General features: G+C 48.3%; 18 protein-coding genes and 4 tRNA genes. 11 read left to right on the forward strand and 11 right to left on the reverse strand.

Translation table 11 applies throughout. From position 1 onward, the window contains the following. Positions 1-522: 522 nt before the first annotated feature. A complete protein-coding gene (gene queD, locus NW212_RS05910; protein ID WP_258337725.1) occupies positions 523-855 on the forward strand; it encodes a 6-carboxytetrahydropterin synthase QueD in 333 nt (110 codons plus the stop codon). Then, positions 842-1,387, forward strand: coding sequence for a 7-carboxy-7-deazaguanine synthase QueE (locus NW212_RS05915; protein ID WP_258337726.1), 546 nt, complete (start codon positions 842-844; stop codon positions 1,385-1,387). The genes queD and NW212_RS05915 overlap by 14 nt, the downstream gene beginning before the upstream one ends. 163 nt (positions 1,388-1,550) lie before the next feature. Here the strand turns inward: NW212_RS05915 and NW212_RS05920 are convergent, their stop codons facing one another. After that, entirely contained in the window at positions 1,551-4,514 is a 2,964-nt protein-coding gene (locus NW212_RS05920) for a PEP/pyruvate-binding domain-containing protein (RefSeq protein WP_258337727.1), read from the reverse strand. 205 nt (positions 4,515-4,719) lie between these two features. On the opposite strand from NW212_RS05920, the gene gdhA reads away from it, so the two are divergent. After that, complete coding sequence (gdhA, locus tag NW212_RS05925; RefSeq protein WP_258337728.1) at positions 4,720-6,057, forward strand: NADP-specific glutamate dehydrogenase; 1,338 nt, start codon at positions 4,720-4,722, stop codon at positions 6,055-6,057. 351 nt (positions 6,058-6,408) lie between these two features. Here the strand turns inward: gdhA and kbl are convergent, their stop codons facing one another. Continuing rightward, positions 6,409-7,602: a glycine C-acetyltransferase gene (gene kbl / locus NW212_RS05930; RefSeq protein ID WP_258337729.1), complete on the reverse strand. Its 1,194-nt coding sequence runs from the start codon at positions 7,600-7,602 to the stop codon at positions 6,409-6,411. A 150-nt stretch (positions 7,603-7,752) separates the two neighbouring features. Here kbl and NW212_RS05935 point away from each other — a divergent pair, with 150 nt between their 5' ends. Beyond that, positions 7,753-8,703, forward strand: coding sequence for an NAD-dependent epimerase/dehydratase family protein (locus NW212_RS05935; RefSeq protein ID WP_258337730.1), 951 nt, complete (start codon positions 7,753-7,755; stop codon positions 8,701-8,703). Positions 8,704-8,891: 188 nt separating this feature from the next. Here NW212_RS05935 and NW212_RS05940 read toward each other — a convergent pair. The 4 genes from NW212_RS05940 to folD all read right to left on the reverse strand — a co-directional run bounded on the left by NW212_RS05940 (position 8,892) and on the right by folD (position 11,140). Next, positions 8,892-8,965 (reverse strand) — tRNA-His (locus NW212_RS05940). 34 nt (positions 8,966-8,999) lie between these two features. Then, positions 9,000-9,073 (reverse strand) — tRNA-His (locus NW212_RS05945). A gap of 68 nt (positions 9,074-9,141) precedes the next feature. Further along, entirely contained in the window at positions 9,142-10,224 is a 1,083-nt protein-coding gene (locus tag NW212_RS05950) for a CapA family protein (RefSeq protein WP_309148241.1), read from the reverse strand. A gap of 34 nt (positions 10,225-10,258) precedes the next feature. Further along, on the reverse strand, positions 10,259-11,140 hold the full coding sequence (folD, locus tag NW212_RS05955; protein ID WP_258337732.1) for a bifunctional methylenetetrahydrofolate dehydrogenase/methenyltetrahydrofolate cyclohydrolase FolD: 882 nt from the start codon (positions 11,138-11,140) through the stop codon (positions 10,259-10,261). 179 nt (positions 11,141-11,319) lie between these two features. On the opposite strand from folD, the gene NW212_RS05960 reads away from it, so the two are divergent. From NW212_RS05960 to dnaA, 3 genes are all read left to right on the forward strand, one after another. Beyond that, positions 11,320-12,489 carry an N-acetylmuramoyl-L-alanine amidase gene (locus NW212_RS05960; RefSeq protein ID WP_258337733.1) on the forward strand — a complete coding sequence of 390 codons (1,170 nt, stop codon included), beginning with the start codon at positions 11,320-11,322 and terminating at the stop codon, positions 12,487-12,489. A gap of 12 nt (positions 12,490-12,501) precedes the next feature. After that, entirely contained in the window at positions 12,502-13,389 is an 888-nt protein-coding gene (locus NW212_RS05965) for an MlaD family protein (RefSeq protein ID WP_258337734.1), read from the forward strand. Positions 13,390-13,986: 597 nt separating this feature from the next. Further along, positions 13,987-15,399 carry a chromosomal replication initiator protein DnaA gene (gene dnaA, locus NW212_RS05970; RefSeq protein ID WP_258337735.1) on the forward strand — a complete coding sequence of 471 codons (1,413 nt, stop codon included), beginning with the start codon at positions 13,987-13,989 and terminating at the stop codon, positions 15,397-15,399. A gap of 78 nt (positions 15,400-15,477) precedes the next feature. On the opposite strand, the gene NW212_RS05975 is transcribed toward dnaA, so the two are convergent. Further along, positions 15,478-16,212, reverse strand: a complete 735-nt coding sequence (locus tag NW212_RS05975) for an NADPH-dependent oxidoreductase (protein WP_258337736.1) — start codon at positions 16,210-16,212, stop codon at positions 15,478-15,480. Positions 16,213-16,546: 334 nt separating this feature from the next. Between NW212_RS05975 and NW212_RS05980 the strand changes: the two genes are divergently transcribed. The 3 genes from NW212_RS05980 to NW212_RS05990 all read left to right on the forward strand — a co-directional run bounded on the left by NW212_RS05980 (position 16,547) and on the right by NW212_RS05990 (position 20,216). After that, complete coding sequence (locus tag NW212_RS05980; protein ID WP_258337737.1) at positions 16,547-19,093, forward strand: adenosylcobalamin-dependent ribonucleoside-diphosphate reductase; 2,547 nt, start codon at positions 16,547-16,549, stop codon at positions 19,091-19,093. A 90-nt stretch (positions 19,094-19,183) separates the two neighbouring features. Then, positions 19,184-19,555, forward strand: a complete 372-nt coding sequence (gene folB / locus NW212_RS05985; RefSeq protein ID WP_258337804.1) for a dihydroneopterin aldolase — start codon at positions 19,184-19,186, stop codon at positions 19,553-19,555. Positions 19,556-19,559: 4 nt separating this feature from the next. Then, entirely contained in the window at positions 19,560-20,216 is a 657-nt protein-coding gene (locus NW212_RS05990; RefSeq protein WP_258337738.1) for an HAD family hydrolase, read from the forward strand. A 127-nt stretch (positions 20,217-20,343) separates the two neighbouring features. On the opposite strand, the gene NW212_RS05995 is transcribed toward NW212_RS05990, so the two are convergent. From NW212_RS05995 to NW212_RS06010, 4 genes are all read right to left on the reverse strand, one after another. Beyond that, positions 20,344-20,709 carry a type II toxin-antitoxin system HigA family antitoxin gene (locus tag NW212_RS05995; RefSeq protein ID WP_258337739.1) on the reverse strand — a complete coding sequence of 122 codons (366 nt, stop codon included), beginning with the start codon at positions 20,707-20,709 and terminating at the stop codon, positions 20,344-20,346. A 1-nt stretch (position 20,710) separates the two neighbouring features. After that, positions 20,711-21,004: a type II toxin-antitoxin system HigB family toxin gene (locus NW212_RS06000; protein WP_258337740.1), complete on the reverse strand. Its 294-nt coding sequence runs from the start codon at positions 21,002-21,004 to the stop codon at positions 20,711-20,713. Between the two features lie 270 nt (positions 21,005-21,274). Further along, positions 21,275-21,348 (reverse strand) — tRNA-Met (locus NW212_RS06005). 54 nt (positions 21,349-21,402) lie between these two features. Beyond that, positions 21,403-21,476 (reverse strand) — tRNA-Met (locus NW212_RS06010). A gap of 385 nt (positions 21,477-21,861) precedes the next feature. Here NW212_RS06010 and NW212_RS06015 point away from each other — a divergent pair. Then, the gene (locus NW212_RS06015; RefSeq protein WP_258337741.1) at positions 21,862-24,018 is read left to right on the forward strand and encodes an alpha-N-acetylglucosaminidase; all 2,157 of its coding nucleotides are present in this window, start codon (positions 21,862-21,864) and stop codon (positions 24,016-24,018) included. Positions 24,019-24,044 lie beyond the last annotated feature (26 nt).

Genomic DNA, 24,044 nt, shown 5'->3' on the forward strand with positions numbered 1-24,044 from the left:
TAGTGTTTAAAAGTAATACAATCAGTTCTTGATTTCTTTTTTCCGATTACAAAATTACGACGCTTATTTCTGACAAACAAGAACTTACATATTCATCAGATAGTAACCTTTTTCTCGCTTTTGCTGATTAACAAAGGATTGTTCTCATAAAAAAAATGCAGAAAATGCTTTTTTTTACATTGATTAATTTTTTAGCCTATGCGTTTGGACCAAGAGCGTTTAAATTTTCCAATAAAATGATATTCTGTCAGGTTCTTTTGCGCTTGCTTCCGGCATGTCTTCCCCGATTCTATTCGCCAGCCGGTTGTCCTTCGGTACAAAGCACGATCCTGTCTTGCCCGCCGAGGCTTTCACCCCCTGAAATATCCTGTCATTCTATATAAAAAAGACATTATCTCCTTTTGGGCAGTTTTTATTCCGAGTTTGACAATTTTCTTTTTAACTTTGCAGAGCGTTGAGGTGACATTAGACGCACGACTTATTTTCATTGTTTAAGCAACTAAAAAAGACAGAACAAAGCGTATGTTTACAGTTATCAAGCGGATGGAGATCTCCGCATCACACAAACTGACTCTATCTTACCCAAGCAAATGCGAAAATTTGCATGGTCACAATTGGGTAATTACAGTGTATTGCCAAGCCGAAGAACTCGATGAAAACGGCATGGTGGTGGATTTCACCCATATCAAAAAGGCAGTCAAGGAGCGGCTGGACCATAAAAACCTGAACGACATTCTGCCATTCAACCCTACGGCAGAAAACATTGCCAGATGGATCTGCGGCCAGATCCGCAACTGCGTGAAGGTGGAAGTGAGAGAGTCGGAAGGAAACACCGTCATCTATGAAAAAGATTAACGAAATTTTCTACAGCCTTCAGGGAGAGGGATTCCATACGGGAACTCCCTCCGTGTTCGTCCGCTTTTCCGGCTGCAACTTAAAATGCGGATTCTGCGACACGGCGCACGAAAGCGGCAGCCTGATGACAGACGAAGAAATCGTTGAAGAAACAAACAAATACCCGTGCCGCACAGTCATCCTCACCGGAGGAGAACCGGGACTGTGGATTGACAAGAAGCTGCTGGACCTGCTCCATCAGGCGGGAAAATACATCTGCATCGAAACAAACGGAACCTGCAAGCTGCCGGAAAGCATCGACTGGGTGACTTGCTCGCCCAAGGAAGGCACCGAAATAAAGGCCGGACACATCGACGAAGTGAAAGTGGTCTACACCGGACAGGATGTGACGAAATACCTGAAGCTTCCGGCAAAGCACTATTTCCTTCAGCCTTGTTCATGCAGCAATACCCAACAGGTGATCGGCTACATCCTGGAACACCCCGAATGGAGATTGAGCCTCCAGACCCACAAGCTGGTCAATATCCAGTAAAAGCACTCACAGAAGACCGGAAGAGCTTCGGCAAAAACTCCATCTCCAGACTGAAGACATGCATCTCCAGACTGAAAACATAAATCTCTAGCCTGAAGACATACATCTCCAGGCTAGAGATAAAAATTTGCCCGGCAGAAACGGCATTATCCGGCAGTCCGCATCATTCCGGAAGTACAACCACGCCCAGTTTCTTCCTTCCGTCCATCTTCACGGCCAGAGGCTTTTCAAAACGCACCCAACGGATAAACTTCGTTTCCTCTACGGCAGGCATGCTGTCGAGTATCTGCTGGTTATAGATTCCGTCGTTGATATAGGCATTGATCGTAAAGTATCCCACACCGAAAGAAGTCAGGTTCTGGAAGAAATGTGTGCCCTGGCTGGGATCGACCCGATAGTTGGTCAGTCCGGCTTCAACAATGACACGGGCCGCCGAAATGTTCGGCCACTTCACCGGAATGCCGAGCCACGTATCACTGCTTCCCCAACGCCCCGGACCCACAAGCACATAATGCTTCCCTTCGTCAAGGAAACGGCGGTTCAGTTTCTCGATATCGTATGCAATCAGCTGGTTGTTGGATGCCGAATACCCCTCCGTCTTCACATAAATCACATCCTGAATGTCTTCCATTATTCCATGTCCCAGCGAATTCTCGCTCTTCAGCAACAGCCTTGAATCAGGAATAAGCGTAAGGTCTTCCTCCAGATCGGCTTTCACGTCCACCATCGGACGGATTTGCAGCATATAGAATGTGCCCGTCTTCGTCTTGGCATCGAAGTTCACCGCAAATTCAATCTCAACCGGCCTCCTCATCTCGCCCTGCCCGTATTTTTGAACAAGCTGCAGAATACGCGCCAGCGGGAACACATCGTGCTGGAGAATGTTGGCGAAAGTGATCAGCTTCCGTCCGCCCGGATAAAGCCCGTCGCGTATCACCATGTCATACGGATCATAAGTGGAAGCGATGAAATTGAGCGATCCGTCAGCCTCCGCATCCTTCACATGCAGCTTGAGCAGGTTGAATCCGTCGTCGAGCGAGAAATTCTGCCCCATATTCTTCAGGTCAAGCGCATAGAACCGTGTCTGCGTTTCACGCAGGGCTATCTCCATCTCGCTTGTCTGCAACACCTGCGTAGGATGATACGGACAAACGCGCAGAGTCAGTCCGCCGTCAACGATGTATTTTCCCAGACCGAGAGCCAGGCTTACGATTCCTTCTTCGGCCAGTTCATCGTTGATGGGATAATAATTGATGGAACGCGCCACCCCCGAAATAGCAGGATAATAACGGTCGCCGTACTGCGTCCCTACCACCTCCTGCAGAATGACTGCCATTTTCTCCTGATCGATGACATTGCTGGTTGCCTGCATGTAGGCCTTGCTGTCCTTATAATATACCGAAGCATATACTCCCTTGATGGCGTCGCTCAACATGCGGAGCATCTCATACTTGTCGTCCAGATACGGAATCATGTACGTAGAGTAGATGCCGGCAAAGGGCTGGTAGTGCGAATCTTCAAGCAGACTGGACGAACGGATGGCTATCGGCGCCTTCACCGCATCGAAAAACGTGAAGAAATCCTCCACAAGCCGGTCGGGCAGCTTCGCGCGGAGAAACGCCCGCAATATGGTTTCATCGTCGGCATCGCTCAGCGCCACCTGATAAAGCTGGTTCGTGTCCATGAACTCATCGAACACATCGGTACACAGCACCACCGTTTTTGGAATCATGACCGAAGCGTTTTCAAACTCGTCAAACTCGCTGTGGCGCTTCAGCAGATGGTCGATAAAGGCAAGGCCTCTCCCTTTTCCTCCGAGCGAGCCTTCACCGATGCGGGCAAAATTGGAATAACGGTCAAAGCGGTCGCGCTGGAACACAGCCACAACACCCTGATTCTTCATCTTGCGGTATTTCACGATCGCCTCAAAAATAATTTGGCGATGGGCATCGATGTCCTGCAAAGACTCCCACGTGATCTGCTTCAAGAACTCGGCCACCGGAAAAATGGCGCGCGAATACAGCCAGCGGGAAATATGATTGTGGCTGATATGGTAGAAGAAAGACTCGGCAGGAATGGAAAACAGCACATTCTGCAGCTCTTTCAAGTTATGCACACGCGCAACCTCTCTCATGGTTTTCGGGTCACGGAAAATGAAGTCACCGAAACCGAAATTCTGCGATACGGCCTCCCGAAGGTCGACGTCCATCTTTTTCGAGTTCTTGTCGATGAAGTGGGCATCCAGTTCGCTCACATACTTTCTGTTGTCTTCTTCCGACGACTCCAGGATAAGCGGAACAAACGGGTCGCGCTTCCGGATTTCGCGCAACAGCTGCACGCCGGCAAGCGGATCCTGTTCGCCCTGGTGCGGAAAGCGGGCGTCAGAAATCACCCCCAGCACATTGTTCTGGTATTTCTGGTACAGTGACCAGGCTTCTTCATACGAGCGCGCAAGCACAATTTTGGGACGTCCGCGCATGCGCAAGGTACGCTGATGGGCATTCAGAGCCTCCGTAGCAAAAAGCTGGCTCTGCTGGAGCACAAACTTATACAGATTGGGAAGAACAGACGAATAGAAACGGATCGAATCCTCCACCAGCAGAATCATCTGCACGCCCACTTCCTCTATGTCGCGCTCCAGGTTCATCTTGTCTTCTATCAGCTTGATGATAGACATGAGCAGGTCATTGTTTCCCAGCCAGCAGAACACGTACTGGAATATGCTCAGGTCTTCGTGTTCCATCCTTTCCCTTATGCCGTGTGAAAAAGGAGTAAGCACCACCAGCGGCATGTGCGGATACTTCTCACGGATTTTATGCGCAATGTCGAACGAGTCGCTGTTGTCCGACCCCGGCATGCAGATCACCAGATCGAACGTGGTTTCGTTGAGCTTCTCCCAAGCCTCCTCCAAAGCAGACACCTGGGTGAAGCGAGGCGGATAGCGCAAGCTCAGATTCATGTATTCGTTGAATATCTTCTCATCGATGCGTCCGTCATCTTCCAGCATGAAAGCATCGTAGGGATTGGCAACCAGCAGCACATTGAATATGCGCTTGGTCATCAAATTGGCAAACTGCGTATCCTTGAAATAAAGCTGGTTGAGCTTTATCCGTAAAGCGTTAAGCATGATATCTCTGATTTAAACGGTTAATAGACAAGCAAAATTCGGGATTTCGGACGACATTTGCAAATATTTTCAACGCCATCTCCGCAAGTATCATTTTATCATATTTTAATCGATTTTTCCAAGGAAACCACTTGCAGGAACCAGAAAGTTTCCTAACTTTGTAAAAGTGAAAGTTTCAAAATGTCACACCTTTAAAAATCTAATTATGGACATCAACAGAATTATGTCATCGCTGGAGGCCAAGCATCCAGGTGAATCCGAGTATTTGCAGGCTGTCAGAGAAGTGCTGCTCTCTATTGAAGATATCTACAACCAACATCCTGAATTTGAAAAAGCCAAAATCATCGAACGGCTGGTTGAACCCGACAGAATATTCACATTCCGCGTAACATGGGTGGACGACAAAGGCGAAGTGCAGACCAACCTGGGATACCGTGTACAGTTCAACAACGCCATCGGCCCGTACAAAGGCGGCATCCGCTTCCATGCGTCGGTCAACCTGTCTATCCTGAAATTCCTGGGATTCGAGCAGACTTTCAAGAACGCCCTGACATCGCTTCCTATGGGCGGAGGAAAGGGCGGGTCCGACTTCTCTCCGCGCGGAAAGAGCGATGCGGAAATCATGCGCTTCTGCCAGGCATATATCCTGGAGCTTTGGCGTCATCTGGGACCGAACATGGATGTGCCGGCAGGCGACATCGGCGTGGGCGGACGTGAGGTTGGCTACATGTTCGGCATGTACAAAAAACTGACCCGCGAATTTACGGGCACATTCACCGGAAAGGGACTCGAGTTCGGAGGTTCGCTGATACGTCCCGAAGCAACGGGATTCGGAGGACTGTACTTCGTAAAGCACATGCTTGACAAGAAAGGGATCGACATCAAAGGCAAGACCGTAGCCATATCAGGATTCGGAAACGTTGCGTGGGGAGCGGCAACAAAGGCAACCCAGCTCGGCGCAAAGGTCATCACAATCTCCGGCCCCGACGGTTATGTATACGACCCGGAAGGAATCAGCGGAGAAAAGATCGACTATATGCTTGAACTGCGGGCTTCGGGCAACGACATCGTAGCTCCGTTCGCCGAAAAATTCCCAAGCGCAACATTCGTGCCGGGGAAACGCCCGTGGGAAGTGAAAGCAGACATCGCTCTGCCCTGCGCCACCCAAAACGAACTGAACGGCGAAGACGCAGCCAACCTGATAAAGAACAATGTCATCTGCGTAGGTGAAATATCCAACATGGGCTGCACACCGGAAGCCATCGACGCCTTCATCGAACACAAGATGATGTATGCCCCGGGAAAAGCGGTCAATGCAGGAGGAGTAGCTACTTCAGGACTTGAGATGAGCCAGAATGCCATGCACATCAGTTGGTCGGCGCAGGAGGTTGACGAAAAACTGCACAACATCATGCACAACATCCACGAACAGTGCGTAAAATACGGTACGGAACCTGACGGGTATATCAACTACGTAAAAGGAGCCAATATCGCAGGATTCATGAAAGTGGCTCACGCCATGATGGCTCAAGGAATTGTTTAAAAACATAAAAGAGAAAAAAGAGGAAAAAAGATGTGCCGAGGGAGATTATAATTCTTATCTTTACGCACTTTTAAAAAATAATCTCGTTTAGTTGTATTTGTATTTTGTATTGTAGCTTGCGCTATCAGCCTGTGAAGGTCAAGATAGCGCATTTTTTTTCATACATCCCACATGAATCAGAAGCCGCAGCCCGAATGCTCCATGCTTGGCAAAGCCTGCGGCAGGCTTCCTCCGGAAAAAGATGAAGGGCACAAGCAGCCCGCATATGCATAAAACAAGGGCATATCTTCGCAAAAACATCCGCATGTTTCACCGAAGATATGCCCTTCTGTTTTAAAATCCAACAGATTCTCAGCCCTTGATAACGCCCAATTCTTTACCAACCTTGACAAATGCGGCAATCGCCTTATCCAAATGCTCGCGCTTGTGGCCGGCAGAAAGCTGTACGCGAATGCGCGCCTGGCCTTTCGGAACAACCGGATAATAGAAGCCCGTAACATAAATGCCTTCTTCCTGCATCCGGGCCGCGAAATCCTGCGACAATTTCGCATCATAAAGCATCACCGCGCAAATGGCGCTCTGCGTTGGCTTGATATCAAAACCGGCAGCCAGCATCTTGTCGCGGAAATAAGCAACGTTCTCCATCAGCCTGTCATGCAGTTCGTTGCTTTCCTTCAGCATGCGGAACATTTCCAGACTGGCTCCCACAATAGCGGGCGCAACCGAATTTGAGAACAGATACGGACGCGAACGCTGGCGCAGCATGTCAATGATTTCCTTACGGCCAGTAGTAAAGCCGCCCATCGCTCCTCCGAACGCCTTTCCCAAAGTTCCGGTAAAGATATCAACCCGTCCGTAAACGCCAAACTGTTCTGCCACTCCGTGTCCTGTAGGACCTACCACACCCGCAGAGTGCGACTCGTCGACCATTACCAGCGCATCGTACTTCTCCGCCAGATCACAGATCTTGTCCATCGGAGCCACATTGCCGTCCATCGAGAACACGCCGTCTGTGGCAATGATGCGGAAACGCTGCGCCTGAGCCTCCTGCAAGCAACGCTCCAGATCGGCCATGTCAGCGTTCGCATAACGATAACGCTTAGCCTTGCAGAGGCGAACGCCGTCAATGATAGACGCGTGGTTCAGAGAATCCGAAATAATGGCATCTTCATCGGTAAGCAACGGCTCGAACAAACCGCCGTTCGCATCAAAACAAGCTGCATACAGAATTGTATCTTCTGTGTGGAAATAATCAGAAATGGCAGCTTCCAGCTGTTTGTGCAGATCCTGCGTTCCGCAGATAAAACGCACAGACGACATGCCGTAACCGTGCGTATCCATGGCAGCTTTCGCCGCTTCGATCAGCCGCTTATTGTCTGAAAGTCCCAGATAATTATTCGCGCAGAAATTAAGGACATCTTCCCCAGCATTCACTTTGATGTCCGCTTTTTGAGGAGTGGTTATCACACGCTCGTTCTTGTACAATCCGGCTGCCTGAATATCGGCCAGCTCTTTTGTCAGAAATTCTTTAAAATTACCATACATATTAGCAGTGAATTAAGGTTCTTATTTCAAGTCAAAGATGGGACTTTTTTCTGAAAAAAGAAACAAAGCCTAAAGAAATAACACTTTTTCACGCTATTCTTCCCGCCAAATTGCTACTTTTGCCACCGTATAAATTCAACCATAAATAAAATGAAAAACATTTTGATAATAGGAGCTACCGGCCAAATAGGTTCGGAGCTTACCATGTTGCTCAGAAAGAATTATCAGGGAAATGTAGTAGCCGGTTACATCACCGGCGCGGAACCGAAGGGAGAACTTAAGGAGTCCGGTCCTTCGGCATTGGTAGACATCACTGATCCCCAACAAATAGCAGACGCGGTAGAACGGTTCAACATAGATACCATTTACAATCTGGCTGCTATCCTTTCTGCCGTAGCGGAAAAGAAGCCTCAACTGGCATGGAAAATCGGCTTGGGAGGCCTCTACAACACCCTGGAAATAGCGCGCGAAAAACATTGCGCGGTGTTTACGCCAAGTTCCATCGGTTCATTCGGCGGAGGAACTCCCAAAGACAAGACTCCACAGGACACCATCCAGCGTCCCAAAACCATGTATGGTGTAACCAAAGTAGCAGGAGAACTGCTGAGCGACTACTACTTTACACGCTTCGGGGTAGACACCCGTTCGGTCAGATTCCCGGGACTGATTTCGTATGTCACTCCTCCGGGAGGGGGCACAACCGATTATGCCGTAGACATTTATTATGCCGCTGCAAAAAAAGAGAAGTTTGTCTGCCCGATAGCGCAAAACACTTACATGGACATGATGTATATGCCCGACGCTCTGCGTGCCGCCATCGAAATAATGGAGGCCAATCCGGACAAACTCATCCACCGCAACTCGTTCAACATTGCATCAATGAGCTTCGAACCGGAAACCATTTACCGGAAAATTAAAGAATACCGTCCTGATTTTGAAATGGAATACCAGGTGGATCCGTTACGCCAAGCCATCGCCGACTCATGGCCAAACTCACTGGACGACACCTGCGCACGCGAAGAATGGGGATGGGCGCCCAAATACGACCTTGACGCAATGACACGCGACATGCTGGAAAAACTGGAAAAACGGTTCGGTTAATCCATTCTGTCCAGTTCATGCGGCAAGACGGAACATTCGGAATTCGCCGCAAATAAGACAAAGGCATGTATTAAACGGAGATTGAATTCTCGCTTAATACATGCCTTTTTGTTTTGCCGCCTCCAAGCGCATGGAAAGCAGCGTACAGCAAAAAAGAGGAACCTCATCGCTGAAATTCCTCTCCTCGGGGTGACTAGTGGGACTCGAACCCACGACATTCAGAACCACAATCTGACGCTCTAACCAACTGAACTATAGTCACCATGTTGGCAATAATAATGTTCTGCTAAAAGAAGGGTGACTAGTGGGACTCGAACCCACGACATTCAGAACCACAATCTGACGCTCTAACCAACTGAACTATAGTCACCATGTTGATTATCCTTCTAAAAGCGAGTGCAAAGGTAAAGATATTTTTTTAATCCGCAAACATTTCTCTCACTTTCTTTCAAAAAAGTATTCTTCCATACCTGTTGAGTGATCATGAAACAGACGGCGCACATTGTTCAGGAACAGCTCCATGTGGTTTTTCTCCGCTGCATTTACCTTTTCCTTATTTATATCCGAAGGGTAGACTGCAAAATTACGCTTCCCGCTCAAGACCGGGCGCGACGTCCACACAAACGAATAGCCGCTTCCGGCCAAACGTGTCTTTCCGTTCGCCTTCCTCAACAGCAGTTTAACAGCCATTCCCCCATCCGTATGCAACTGGCTCATGTTCGAAATAAAGTTGCCCAAAGAATAAACCACAACATGAGGCTTCTTGTCCGCCAGCGTATCCACAACCTCTACCGGCTGAACCACATGAGGATGCGAACCGATCACATGATCCACTCCCAGCTTCAACAGCCAGCGTGCCAGCTCACGGTCTGCGTTCTCCGGCAACAGCTTATACTCTATCCCCCAATGCATGCAAGCGATAATGGCATCCGGATTCATCCGACGGGCCTTGACTACATCCTGACGGATCTGCTTGCGGTCTATCAGGTTAACCATTCCGGGAGAAGGAACAGGAATCCCGTTTGTACCATACGTATAATTAAGGATTGCGATACGGAAACCTTTCTTTTCAATCAAAAGCGGATACCTGTCCGCCCGATCAAGCGAATCCCGATAGATGCCCGCATTCCACACTTTCAGCGAATCAAACACCCCGACAGTACGCTCCAGCCCTTTCTTCCCCCTGTCCAGGCAATGATTGTTTGCCGCAAGAAAGACATCAAACCCGGCGTCGCGCAAGGCAAACAGCCATTCGTCAGGAGCACTGAATGCCGGATAACCGGTGTACGGCTTACCTCCCAACGGAACTTCCAGATTCCCAACGGCGATATCAGCCTTCATGATTTCAGGGGAAACCTCAGCAAAACATCCGGAATAATCAAAGCTGCCGTCTTCACGGCGGGCCGCATCGAGCTGAGCCTGATGCTGCATCAAATCTCCGACAAACAGCAAAGACAACGTATCTGCCTGCTCTCCGGCAAAACAAGATGCTGACACTCCCCAACAGAAAAGTGCCAGCATCCTGCCCGCTACAGTTCTTTTCAGCTTCATAAAATCACCCGTAAATAGCCTTCTTTCCCGCAAGCAGCGTATTCTTCATCAACGACACGATAGTCATCGGTCCGACACCTCCCGGCACAGGAGTTATGAACGAACACTTGGCAGCCACCTCATCAAACTTCACATCTCCGGTCAGCTTGAAGCCCGACTTTTTAGTCGCATCAGGCACACGGGTTGTACCTACATCAATCACCACCGCCCCTTCTTTCACCATATCCGCTTTAACAAAATTGGGCTGCCCCATTGCAGCAATAATAATATCGGCTTCCCGACATTCTTCCACCAGATCTTTGCTGCGGCTATGGCACACGGTCACCGTGGCATCTCCGGGATAAGCCTTTTGCATCATCAGCATGGCCATAGGCTTTCCCACGATGTTGCTTCGCCCTAAAATCACACATTTCTTGCCCCGCGTTTCTATCTCGTACCGGCGAAGCAATTCAAGTATTCCATTCGGAGTGGCAGAAACATAACAGGGAAGCCCGATGGACAGCCGCCCTACATTAATAGGATGAAAGCCGTCGACGTCTTTCCGGTAATCAATGGCCTCGATTACTTTCTGTTCTGAAATATGTGCAGGCAAAGGAAGCTGCACAATAAATCCGTCAATATCCGGATCTTCATTCAACTCATGCACCTTTGCGAGCAACTCTTCTTCTGTCACATCCGATTCATACCGGATTAAAGAGGATTTGAACCCGCAAACTTCGCAGGCCTTCACCTTCGCAGCCACATACGTTTCGCTTCCTCCATCGTGCCCGACCAGCACTGCCGCCAGGTGGGGACGCTTGCCACCTTTGGCCACGATATCAGCGACCTCCGCTGCAATCTCCTGTTTCACTTGTTCGGAAACAGCTTTTCCGTCAATCAATACCATATCAATAATTTGTTTTAAGGATAAACTGAACTCATAGTTTTACAAAAATAGCAAATTAAAAGGTAAAAAGACATCTATTTATCGGATTTTATAGCATTTATCAGCAATAAAGAAGATTTATTCGGAATACAGCCCGATTAAAGACAAAAAAATATTAACTTTGCCACGAATATATGTTTATGCAGACTATCAGATTCTACATACTATCTGTCATGTTATCCGTCCTGATGCCTTTTTCCGGATACCAGGAAACACATGCGGCGCCGGGCAAAACCTTCACGGTGGTCATAGATGCCGGCCATGGCGGCCATGATCCGGGTGCGATCGGAAAACGAGGGAAGGAAAAAAACATCAATCTGAAAGTTGCCATGAAGCTTGGCAAACTGATAGAGAACAACTGCGCTGATACGAAAGTCATCTACACAAGAAACAGAGATGTGTTTGTCCCCCTGCACCGCCGCGCAGAAATCGCCAACAACGCCAAGGCGGACTTATTCATATCAATCCACACCAATTCGATCGCCTCGCGCAGCAGCCAGGTTTCAGGTGCAGAAACCTACACGCTGGGGCTTCACCGCACCGAAGAAAACCTGGAGGTGGCCAAGAAGGAGAACTCCGTCATTCTGATCGAGGACGACTACAAACAGCAATACGCCGGATTCAACCCGGGATCGTCGGAAAGCTATATCATTTTTGAATTCATGCAAGACAAGAACATGTCGCAAAGCGTTGACTTTGCCAAAATGATACAACGCCAGTTCAAGCAGGGAAAACGAATCGACAAGGGAGTGCACCAGGCTGGATTCCTTGTATTGCGCGCCACTTCAATGCCAAGCGTACTGGTTGAACTGGGATACATCACAAATCCCAATGAAGAATCGTATCTGTTGTCAGAAAACGGCAGCACAAACCTGGCCCAATGCATCTACAGGGCATTCAGGAACTACAAAGACGGGCACCGTCCGGACAACACGGACATAAAAAATGCAGAAACGCCCGTACAGAATGACATCGAGGAAACGGTTGCCGCTATTGAGCCGGAAACGACAAAGACCGCCAATAACAGCACTGTTTCAGAAAAGCCCGTGTTCAAAATACAGATACTCACATCAGGAAAAGTGCTTTCCGCCAAGAACCGGGCCTTCAAGGGACTGTCGCCTGTGAGCTACTACAAAGAAAATGGTCTGATAAAATACACTTACGGTGCAGACACAAACTATAACAGTATCCTCAAATTAAAACGGAACAAAGTCGACAGCAAATTTAAAGACGCCTTCATCATAGCGTTCAAAAACGGAAAGAAAATAAACGTGAATCAAGCCATCAAGGAATTCAAGAAAAACAAATAGAAACGAAGAAAGATGAGAAAAGAATTTAAAATCGGACTTGCCGGTATCGGCGCACTGCTGATATTGTTCTTCGGTATAAACTACCTGAAAGGAATCAGCATGTTCAAACCCGAAAGCTACTACAATGTGGAATTCGAGAATATCAACGGACTGTCATTGTCAAGCCCTGTCTTTGCAAACGGCTACCAGATCGGTATCGTGCGTGACATAAGCTACAATTACAAGAACCCGGGACATGTCGTTGTAGGCATAGAAGTGGAAGAAAATCTCCGCATTCCCCAAGGCAGCCAGGCTGAACTGGTAACAGAAATGCTGGGAACCGTAAAAATGAACATGAAGCTCAACCACGAGGCAACAGTATATGTAACTCCCGGAGATACCATAAAAGGAGTGGCAAATTCCGGCATTCTGGGAGCTGCTGAAGAAAACCTGCTCCCGCAGATCGAGAAAATGCTTCCCAAACTTGACTCCATCTTGACTTCTGTCAATGCTCTCCTTGGAGATCCCGCACTGAAAAAGACACTTCACAATGCAGAACAGTTAACGGCATCGCTCAATGCTACCAGCAACGACCTCCATCTGCTGATGAGCAAAGACATTCCCCAACTGACAAGCAATGTGAACGCCATCACCGAAAACCTGAAAGGAATCAGCGAAAACCTGAAAGATGTTGACTACGCCTCAACGTTCGTAAAGATAGATTCAACCCTGCAAAATGTCCGCCTGCTGACAGACAAGCTGAACCGCAAAGACAACTCGCTCGGGCTGCTTCTCAACGACGAAGCACTTTACAACAACCTGAACGCGACAACAGCCAATGCTGCAAGCCTGCTCAAAGACTTGCAAGAGCACCCCAAACGATATGTGCATTTCTCATTGTTCGGAAGAAAGGACAAATAATCTTCCCCAAAAGAAAACGGAAATGCTGTCCGGCCAGCTCAAGGACAGACAACGATCCGATAAAAAGAACACCCGCAAAGGCAGAAAACAACAGAATAAGAACCGTACCCTATTCTATGCTTCTGCCTTTGCAGATGTTAGACTTCCATATTCAAACGTATCTGTTTAGTGCCGAGAAGACTCCTGTACTGCTCCCGACATTCGCATGCCACAGCCATTTACGCGCGAATGCATCACCCGAAAAACGCCCGAAAGAAAACGCCGGATTTTTCTTTATATAGAAATATTCTAAATAGCACAGACATCCGCCGTGATAGATGTACAATAACATAAACCATTGATAACCAACAGATAGACAAACACACAAAGTTTCACGCAAGGTGGCAACCGAAACAAAACAAACATTTGAGTTTCAAACCCTTAGAATTTCACAAATCAGCATGTTGCATCTTTTTTCTTAACATAAATGTAACATCCTACTATTCAACCCATTAAAATAGGCTCCAAAAAAGCAAGAAAAAAGAGATTTGTTTTTCTAGAATTAGATTGCGAAATTTGCAAACGTAGAAATTTCGCTTTATCAATAACAAAGTAAGTATGATTGAACAGAACCAAGCCGAAGTGCTGTGGAACCGTTGCCTTGGATTCATCAAGGACAACATCAACAACGCGAAGGCTTTTGAAACATGGTTTGAGCCAACTGTCGGTCTGAAATACGAGAACAAGGCCCTGACAATCGGCATCCCCAGCCCGTTCTTCTATGAGTTCCTGGAAGAGCACTATGTGGGGTTGCTGCGTGCCGCCATATATAAAGAAATAGGCGAGGGCACCGAGCTGATGTATTCAATTCTGACAGACAAGACCAACCACATCACGGTCGATTTAAGAGGAGGTGACAGATCGCCTGCCCTCCCCAAGCAAAAGCCAATCCATGACGGCAACAAAACCCCTAATATCCTGCAGGAGCCAAGACCGCAGGATCTGGATCCGCATTTGAATCCGAACTATAACTTTGAGAATTTCATCAAAGGAAACAGCAATGAATTCTCCAGAGCTGTGGCAGAAACTGTTGCACAGAACCCGGCACGCACTTTCAATCCGCTGTTCATTTACGGACCGTCTGGAGTGGGTAAAACACATCTCATCAACGCCATTGGTACACGCATCAAGGAACTTTATCCCGAGAAGCGGGTGCTTTATGTATCTGCACACTTGTTTCAAGTGCAGTATACAGACTCCGTACGCACCAATCGGTTCAACGATTTCATCGGGTTTTATCAGACCATAGATGTTCTGATAATAGATGACATCCAAGAATTTGCGGGAGTTACCAAAACGCAAAACACATTCTTCCATATATTTAACCATCTCCATCAGACGGGAAAACAGCTTATCCTGACTTCCGACCGCGCACCGGTCATGCTGCAAGGAATGGAAGAACGCCTGCTTACGCGCTTCAAATGGGGACTGGTGGCCGAACTGGAGAAGCCGGACGTGGAGTTGAGAAAAAACATCCTCCGGAACAAGATCAAGCACGACGGCTTGAAGATACCGGAATCGGTCATATGCTACATTGCAGAGAATGTAAACGAAAGCGTACGCGAACTCGAAGGAATCGTCAACTCGCTCCTCGCCTATTCTATCCACCTGAAGCGGGAAATAGATTTGGATTTAGCTCAACGCATAGTACGGAAGGCTGTGCGCTGCGCCGAAAGCAAACCGTTGACTGTGGACAATATCATCGAAAAGGTATGCGAGCATTATAAAGTTGACCGCTCATCCATCTTCACAAAGACACGCAAGCGCGAAGTTGTGCAGGTACGGCAGGTAGCCATGTATCTGGCCAAGAAACATACAGAAACGTCTTCATCAAAGATAGGCCAGCTCATCGGAAACAAAGACCATGCAACGGTGTTGCATGCCTATAAGATTGTAAAAGGACAGGTAGATGTAGACAAGGCATTCAAAGCTGAAGTCGAAGAAATAGAGTCGAGCCTGCATACGAAATAAAGCGAATATCTCAACCAACTCAACGTAACAAAACCCGCAAAGCCTGCAGCAAGATCAGCTTTGCGGGTTTTATTATGCTCAGAATCCCTGTTTTTTAATGACCTCTATCAGATTTGCAGACATCGACTCATTATCAGACTTGGTGTAGCGGATATCGGTAAAAATCTGGGCCAAGGTTTCCGTATGATTGATTTCCACAAAATGCTTGTTTTCCGGAAGCGCTTCCTTGTATGCATAAATGTCGTCAATCATGGCCGGAGTGTAATCCTTATATGTTTCTTCATGAACAATGGCCCGCAAAGGCAGACGGTCCGGCTGGTCGGGATGTTCGTCGGGATACCCCACCGTAATGGTAGCCACAGGCATCACCAGTTTCGGCAGATTCAGAATCTGGATAATCCGGGCAGGATCGTAAATCGTTGTGCCCAAATAACAAATCCCCAGCCCCGACGCTTCGGCCAGCGTGCAGAAGTTCTGAGTTACCAGCAACGTATCGCTCGCCGCATTGATAAACGACATGAAGTTGTCATATCCGGGTTCTGCCTTACGCTGGCGGCACCACAGGCTGAAACGGTTGTAGTCGGCGCAGAAAGTCAGGACAACAGGAGCTGAAGTAACCATCGGCTGGTTGAAATGAGCCGGAGCAAGCTTTGCCTTCATCTCCGGATCACGGGTAACCACTACACTGTAGAGCTGCATGTTTCCCATTGTAGATGCCCTGAACGATTCTTCCAGCAGGCTGTCCAACAAGTCAGCGGGAATATCCTGTTCCGTATATTTTCGGATAGTACGTCTGTTTTTAATTGAATCCATAATAGTTCCATTTTGATCATACACTACCACAAAGATACAAAAAAAATGGAATAAAACACCCGTGGCCTAATTTTTATATTGAACAACCATTCAAAAGTAACAATTTATCATTTTTGACAACTTTACGAACAGGCAAAAATCATAACAGACTGAATATAAACGGATTAAAAAACAGTTTCTGAAAACTTCATATTTTGTTGACAACTTCTTCTGGATTTATTTTGCAATTCAAAAAAACATCTTTAGCTTTGCACCCACTATCCTTTGTTATCTGTAAGGCAGAATTTCTACAAATGCTTTAGAAAAATATTTATTATATCAACCATAAACAACCGTGGAAAAAAAAACGTATAGCTACGATGAAGCGTATAACGCAACATTGGAGTATTTTAAAGGGGACGAACTTGCCGCACGCGTTTGGGTAAACAAATATGCGGTAAAGGATTCGTTCGGGAACATCTATGAAAGGACGCCTGCTGACATGCATTGGCGTATTGCTAACGAAGTGGCAAGAATTGAAGCGAAGTATCCGAATGCGCTCAGTTCGGAGGAGCTTTTTGACCTGATGGATCATTTCAAGTACATCATTCCCCAAGGAAGCCCGATGACCGGAATAGGAAATGACTTCCAGGTGGCTTCGCTCTCCAATTGCTTTGTTATCGGACTGGATGGACCGGCCGATTCGTATGGAGCAATCATACGGATCGACGAAGAACAGGTGCAACTGATGAAACGCCGCGGAGGTGTAGGACACGACTTGTCCCACATCCGTCCCAAAGGCTCGCCCGTGAAGAATTCGGCACTCACGTCCACCGGACTTGTTCCATTCATGGAAAGGTATTCCAATTCCACGCGCGAAGTCGCCCAGGACGGACGCCGGGGAGCGTTGATGCTGACCGTATCCATCAAACATCCGGATTCGGAATCATTCATCGACGCCAAAATGACGGAAGGGAAAGTAACCGGCGCAAACGTATCCGTAAGAATCGACGACGATTTCATGAAGGCAGCCATCGAGGAGCGTCCCTACATGCAGCAATACCCGATAGATTCGGACAAGCCAATGGTTTCAAAAGAAATCAACGCCAGCGCAGTGTGGAAAAAGATTGTACACAATGCCTGGAAGTCGGCAGAACCGGGCGTATTGTTCTGGGACACCATCATACGCGAATCCGTGCCCGACTGCTATGCAGACCTTGGATTCCGCACCATCTCAACCAATCCGTGCGGAGAGATTCCCTTGTGCCCGTATGATTCCTGCCGGCTCCTGGCCATCAACCTCTACTCGTATGTCGTAAACCCGTTCACCCCGGAAGCTTATTTCGACTTCGAGCTGTTCAAGAAACATGTTGCGCTGGCCCAGCGTATCATGGACGACATCATCGACCTTGAACTTGAAAAGATCGAGCGCATTCTCGAAAAGATCGACGCCGATCCGGAAAGCGAAGAAATCAAGGGAACCGAACGCCACTTGTGGGAGAAAATATACCATAAATCCGGGCTGGGACGCCGCACGGGTGTAGGAATCACTGCCGAAGGCGACATGCTGGCAGCCATGGGGCTGAGATACGGCACCGAAGAAGCTACCGAATTTTCAGAACAGGTGCACAAGACCGTTGCGATTGAAGCCTACCGCTCTTCAGTCAACATGGCAAAAGAACGCGGAGCGTTCAAAATCTACGACACCGAACGCGAAAAGAACAACCCGTTTGTGAACCGCATCAAGGAAGCCGACCCGGAACTGTATGAAGAGATGGCGAAATACGGACGACGCAACATCGCGTGCCTCACCATCGCTCCGACAGGAACAACCAGCCTGATGACACAAACCACATCGGGCATAGAACCCGTATTCATGCCTGTATACAAACGGCGCCGCAAAGTGAACCCGAACGATGCCAATGTACACATCGACTTCGTTGACGAAACGGGCGACGCTTTTGAAGAATACATTGTGTTCCACCACAAGTTCCTCACCTGGATGAAAGCGAACGGATACGACCCCGACAAGCGGTACACGCAAGAAGAAATCGACGAGCTTGTAACCAAGTCACCCTATTACAAGGCTACCTCAAACGATGTAGACTGGCTGATGAAGGTGAAAATGCAGGGACGCATCCAGAAATGGGTAGACCATTCCATCAGCGTCACCATCAACCTGCCGAACAATGTAGACGAGGATCTCGTAAACCGCCTTTATGTGGAAGCATGGAAGTCTGGCTGCAAAGGATGCACCGTTTACCGCGACGGCTCTCGTGCAGGCGTGCTGATCTCGGCACAGAAGGACAAAAAGAAGGAAAAGGAAGAAGAATGCTGGTGCAAACCGCCTCAGGTTGTAGAAGTGCGCCCGAAAGTGCTCGAAGCCGATGTGGTGCGCTTCCAGAACAACAAAGAGAAATGGGTTGCTTTTGTGGGACTGCTCGACGGGCATCCTTACGAAATCTTCACCGGCCTGCAGGACGATGAGGAAGGAATCCTGCTCCCCAAATCTGTCACACACGGACGGATCATCAAGAACTATGATGAAGCGGGCATAAAACACTATGACTTCCAGTTCGAAAACAAGCGCGGCTACAAGATGACCGTAGAAGGCTTGTCGGAGAAGTTCAACAAAGAATACTGGAACTACGCCAAGCTGATCTCGGGAGTCCTGCGCTGGAGAATGCCGATCGAGCAGGTCATCAAGCTGGTAAGCTCGTTGCAGTTTGACAACGAGAACATCAACACCTGGAAGAGCGGCGTTGAACGCGCACTCAAGAAATATGTGATTGACGGCACGGAAGCCAAGGGCATCAAATGCCCGAACTGCGGACACGAAACGCTTGTCTACCAGGAAGGGTGCCTCATCTGCAAAACCTGCGGCTCATCACGCTGCGGATAAATACTGATCTACAATGAATAACGGCACGAACAGCATAAGGCCTGCAGGAAAACAGACGGCATGCGGTTCGTGCCTTCATTTTATGCATACATGAAAGCAACTGAGATGTACATACGGCTGAACGGACTGAAAATTTTCGCCTACCACGGCGTCCTGCCGCAGGAAAACAAAGTGGGAGCCGAATACACAATCAACCTGAGGCTGAAGACTGACTTCGCCCATGCGGCCGAAACAGACAGGCTGGAGGGCACCGTAAGCTATGCGGAGGTGTTCCAGGCCGTTAAAGACGAGATGAAGATACCGTCAAAGCTTCTCGAACATGCAGCCCGCCGGATAGCGGAACGCATCCTGAAGGATTTCCCGACGGTTATGGAGGTAAAAATCAGCCTCTACAAGCAAAACCCGCCGATGGGAGCGGAATGCACAGACATCGGAGTTGAATCAACATACACAAAAGACTGACCTTATGAAAAGACTTGCCATATTTGACCTCGACGGCACATTGCTGGATACAATAGCTGATCTGGCAGCAGCCACGAACCATGCGCTATCGCAATTCGGATATCCCACACATACAACCGACGAATACCGCTTTTTTGTGGGAAACGGTATAAACAAACTTTTTGAAAGGGCATTGCCGGAAGGGGAAAAATCCCAACAGAACGTCCTGAAAATACGCGGGAGCTTCATTCCTTATTACAATATGCACAACGCAGACCTGAGCCGTCCGTATCCGGGAATCGAAGCGCTGCTCGGCACGCTCCAGCAAAACGGGATGCAGCTTGCCGTAGCTTCCAACAAATATCAGGAAGCCACAACCAAACTCATCCGGCAATATTTCCCCTCCGTACGGTTTACGGCTGTATTCGGCCAGCGCGAAGGAGTTCCCTCCAAGCCAGACCCGCAGGTCATCAATGAAATCATCAGACTCGCCAACGTCAAGAAAGAAGAAACGGTGTATGCGGGAGATTCATGCGTAGACATGCAGACGGGCAAAAATGCCGGCGTCACAACCATTGGAGTGAGCTGGGGATTCAGACCGCGCGCCGAGCTGGAAGCATACAGCCCCGACCTGATAGCTGACAGATGCGAAGACATCCTGCGGTTTCTGCAACAGGAGTGAAACGAAAAAAAGACATTCAGCAAATGACTCTGAATGTCTTTAACCATCTGTAGCGGGACCCGGGATATTCCATTTCCTCTCAATTTGTGCAATTCTTATGCAAATGGCTGCCTTAAGTCTGTTTCATTTATACTCCAAGCACTATATTCGCATCAATATTGAGTTTTCTGCTAATATCACGGGCAACTTTCAATGTAGGCTCGCAACGACCTGTCAAGTAGTCGCTGACACGTGAAGGGCTTACGCCAAGAAGTTCCGAGAGTTTAGCCTGATTGATACCCATTTCATACATACGGAGCTTTATCATATCTACCAAAGAGGGAAGCTTTATCGGATAATGCTCATCTTCATACTCCGACACAAGTTCGGACAACAAATCAAGCTCTATCAGATTCTTATCCGTCACTGGTGTATTGTCATCAGTCAATGGCAGAAGTTCTTCAATTCTTTCCATTGCCGCCTCATAAGCCGTTTCATTCTGAATCTTTGCCATACTATATATTTTTTGCATCTACCAAATCATACTCGGCATGAGTACCGATAAATCGAATCAATACCGTTTTTATCGTAAACTTAACGACCACTATCAGACGATGATTGTTCCCTCTGATATTGAACACATAATGCTGGTTGCCGACACTATCCACGTTATTAAACATTCGTTTCATGTCTGCAAAGCAAGTCCACTCGGCCTTCTTCACTTTCTGAAACCAGTCTTCAAGAGCTGTTTCCGCATCAGGGTGCTCCGTGTAATATTCAATAATCTTGCTTCTCGCTATAATTCTCATGCCTCCCGCCATTTACGCAAAAGTATATATTAAATTCCTAAATACAAAATTTTCTATTGGATTTTAGAACAGGACCATTCATAATCTTCAAACGCTGCATGAGTAAAAGCAAAGAAAGGGATTTTCGAGGCAACTTATTCTCCGAATTTACCGACCACTGAGTTTCAAGACTGTAAGGGTCAACTTTTGCACAAGGAGCTATATGAACAAAAAAAGACATTTAAGAAACAACCTTTCTTAAATGCCTCATATCCAATTTTCTATATTCTGTAGCGGGACCCGGGATTGAACCGGGGACCTCATGATTATGAATCATGCGCTCTAACCAGCTGAGCTATCCCGCCATCATAAAAAAACCGCCAGGCGTGGAAGCCACCCAACGGCTTATCTTTTAAAAGTAGCGGGACCCGGGATTGAACCGGGGACCTCATGATTATGAATCATGCGCTCTAACCAGCTGAGCTATCCCGCCATCTTCCTGATTGCGGGTGCAAAGGTAAGCTAAGTTTTTCAATTACGCAAGTCTATGCCCATATTTTTTCAGCCGAATCCATAGAATGTGCTTTCCGATTCCAAAAATATACACTACAACAACCATTTTCGCTTGCACGTTCAAGATTTTCTTGATAACTTGCCAAAGCGTTTCTCCAAGACATGCATTTTGAATTTATCGTGTGCTGATTTGGGATGAGTTTTTGAGGCATTTCCGTTTGTGTGATGAGGATGACAGCGGGCTGTCTGACGAGTGAAAGCGGGGAAACAGACCGGAAACAAACGCAAAAGGGGAGGATAAAAATACTGAATCGGAAAATTTAAACGAACTAAAACAACCAACAACTTTAAATTTAAGAATGACAATGAAACGGGTTTATGCTTTTAACTTCATATTGCTTTGCTTGTTTACAGCCGTTTCGGCCGCGTCACCGGTTAAGGGCCTGCTGGAACGAGTGTCACCGGGTTCTTCCGGCAAATTCATCATTGAACAGGTGGCTTCTGCCAGCGACTTCTTCGAGCTGGACCAGAAGGGTGAGAAAGTGGTCATACGCGGCAACAACCCGGTCAGCATCGCCACGGGAATAAACTGGTATCTGAAATATCATGCAGGGGTGCATTTGTCGTGGAACAATATGAGCGCCCAGCTCCCCGCTGTATTGCCGGCCGTGCCGCACAAAGAGCGTCATGAAACCGCCAACACGTTTCGCTACGACTTCAATTATTGCACTTTTTCATACACAATGGCATTTTGGGACTGGAAACGTTGGGAGAAAGAGATAGACTGGATGGCACTCCACGGCATCAACCTTTCGCTGGCGCTGGTGGGTGCAGACGCCGTGTGGCGCAACGTATTGTTCAAGCTGGGCTACTCGAAAGAAGAGGCAAACGAGTTCATTGCCGGCCCGGGCTTCCAGGCATGGTGGCTGATGAATAACCTCGAAGGATGGGGAGGACCGAACACCGACTCCTGGTATGAAAGCCGCATAGCCTTGCAAAAGAAGATACTGAAACGCATGCACGAATATGGTATCCAGCCGATTCTGCCGGGCTATTCGGGCATGCTTCCCCATAACGCCAGGGAGAAGCTGGGCGTAAACGTGACTGATCCCGGCACTTGGAACGGTTACAACCGTCCCGCATTCCTGCAACCCACCGACGAACGTTTTCAGGAGATAGCAGAACTCTACTACAAGGAAATGAACCGCCTGTTCGGCAAGGCAGACTACTACAGCATGGATCCTTTTCACGAAGGCGGAAAGGTGGCAGGAGTAGATCTGGACGCTGCCGGACAAGCCATCTGGAAGGCTATGAAGAAGAACAACCCCAACGCTACCTGGGTAATACAGGCATGGGGAGCAAATCCACGGCCGCAAATGATAAAGAACATACCGAAGGGTGACCTCATCGTGCTCGACCTCTACTCCGAAAGCCGCCCGCAATGGGGTGATCCCGAATCCACCTGGTACCGGAAAAACGGTTTCGACGGGCACCAATGGCTCTACTGCATGCTGCTGAACTATGGCGGAAATGTGGGACTCCACGGCAAGATGCAGCATGTCATCGACGAGTACTACAAAGCCGCGGAAAGTCCTTTTGGAAATTCGCTGAAAGGAGTAGGCATTACCATGGAAGGCACGGAAAACAATCCGGTGATGTACGAGCTGCTGTGCGAACTGCCTTGGCGCCCGGCCAGATTCTCGAAAGACGAATGGCTGAAAGGCTATGTTTCGGCCCGCTACGGAAAGTTCTCGCCGCGCCTCTGGGAGGCCTGGGTGCTGCTCGGAAACTCCATCTACAACTGCCCTGCCCGCTCCACCCAGCAAGGCACACACGAATCCGTTTTCTGTGCCCGCCCCTCGCTGAAGGTATATCAAGTTTCTTCGTGGTCAGAAATGTCCGACTACTACAATCCGCTTGAAGTAATCCGTGCGGCAAGCATGTTTGTGGAAGAGGCAGACCGGTTTAAAGGCAACAACAACTTTGAGTATGACTTGATTGATGTTGTGCGCCAGGCCGTCGCCGAAAAAGGCAGACTGATTTACAAAGTGGTAAGAGCCGCGTATGAGGCAAGAGATCCGAAGCTGCTCAAACAGGCTTCCGACCGTTTTCTCGAACTCCTTCTGGCGCAGGACCGCCTGCTCGCCACCCGCCCCGAATTCAAGGTAGGCAGCTGGATAGAACAGGCGCGCAGTTTAGGACACACCGGCGCAGAAAAAGATTGGCTGGAATGGAACGCGCGCGTGCAGATTACCACCTGGGGCAACCGCCATGCCGCAAACGAAGGAGGGCTGCGCGACTATGCCCACCGGGAATGGAACGGCCTGCTGAAAGACTTTTATTATCTGCGCTGGAAAACCTGGCTCGACCGCCTGAGCCAGCTTCCTGATGAAGACCCTGCCGCATCCATCGACTATTATGGACTGGAAGAAGCGTGGACCTTGCAACACAACACCTACCCGTCAGCCCAAGAGAGCGATTGCGTGGAAACGGCGAAGATCATATTCGGAAAATTGAATTAAGCCATAATGTTCCGACGCCCTGAAAA

The organism is Bacteroides sp. ET225, assembly GCF_024733745.1.
Lineage (GTDB): Bacteria > Bacteroidota > Bacteroidia > Bacteroidales > Bacteroidaceae > Phocaeicola > Phocaeicola excrementipullorum.